At 64.5% G+C, this 1,179-nt stretch carries 1 protein-coding gene; it reads right to left on the bottom strand.

The window, feature by feature from the left end; all coding sequences use genetic code 11:
- Positions 1–5 precede the first annotated feature (5 nt).
- Positions 6–1,088 carry an ISAs1 family transposase gene (locus tag CWO89_RS44385; RefSeq protein ID WP_130584405.1) on the bottom strand — a complete coding sequence of 361 codons (1,083 nt, stop codon included), beginning with the start codon at positions 1,086–1,088 and terminating at the stop codon, positions 6–8.
- Between the last annotated feature and the right edge of the window lie 91 nt (positions 1,089–1,179).

Below are 1,179 nucleotides of genomic sequence, written 5' to 3'. Positions count from 1 at the left end.
TAGGGCTATCGCATATGGGCGAGGGCGCAGAGAAGGAAGTCGTTGTTCCATCTGGCCTGGAGCATTTTGTGGCTGATGCGAGCAGGTCCTGGCGTTGCCTGCAGGATGTTGATGGCGAGCTTGCGGATGACGGCGAGGTTTTCCGGCGCGTGATCCTTGCGGCTGCGGCAGGCATCCTCGTCGAACACCGTATCGAGGACCCAGTGCAGGTTGTTCTCGATGCCCCAGTGGGCGCGCACGACCTCCAGCAGCTTCTTGGCCGACAGCAGGCGCGAGGCCAGGAAGTATCGGACCTTGTGCTTGGCAGCCTTGCCGGCGTTGGCGCGCCAACTGTCGATGCGGCCGACGGCAGCGATAGCGGGGAAGCCGTATTGCTTCGCCAACTGTGGTGCCGGCGCGACGATGGCCCGCCGGCGCTCGACGCGGCCGTGAGCTGTGGTGCTTCGCTGGCTCGCCCGCGCTGGCTTTCGGGCGGCATCGAGCAGCGCCTTGACGGCCTTGAAGAGCCGGCCACGATTGCTCTTGATGGCCAACACATAGTGGCCCTTCCGGTCGCGGATGGCCTGCGCCGTGTCGGGCCGGCAATGCAAGGCGTCGGCGGTGACAAGGGTGCCGTGCAGATCGAGCAGGGCGAGGACTTCGAGAGCGCCGGCAACCTCGTTGCGATTGGGGGCCTGCCTCTGAGCCAACGCCATGCGCGTGCCTGCCGCCCAGACATTGACCATATGCAGCGGCGCGGCCCGCCGGCCACGCGTGAAGGCTCCGCGCAGCGCCTTGCCGTCGATGCTGACCACGCCCTTGACGCCGAAGCTCTTGCTGAACTTGCGCAAGACCGCTTCCAGACCCTTCGGGTCCAGTGCACGGAAGACGGTGCTGAACGTGTCGTGGCTGGGAATGCCGTGTCCGAGTTCCAGGAACCGCCGCAACAGCTCCTCTCGGCCTTTGCCGAAGAACTCGAACTCGGTGCAGGTCTTGGCGCCGGCCAGCGTCGCCGCCAAGGCGATGACGAGGATGTCCACCAGACTGTGTTGGGCGTTGCTGGCACGCGGATCCTTGAGCGGTCGAAACATCCGCCTGAGATTGCGCATCTTGGTCTCCTTCGGAAATCGGGAGACACCCGAAGAATCCAATTCGCTCCGCTATGCAATACCCCTCTAAGCCCATATGCGATTCCCCTAC

The sequence above is a fragment of the Bradyrhizobium sp. Leo170 genome, from assembly GCF_004296405.1.
GTDB lineage: Bacteria > Pseudomonadota > Alphaproteobacteria > Rhizobiales > Xanthobacteraceae > Bradyrhizobium.
This window is presented reverse-complemented; position numbering and strand designations above follow the sequence as displayed.

What these genes read in the sequence shown, in the direction of transcription:
- CWO89_RS44385 (WP_130584405.1), bottom strand. Translation starts at nt 1,088, where the DNA reads ATGCGCAATCTCAGGCGGATGTTTCGACCGCTCAAGGATCCGCGTGCC.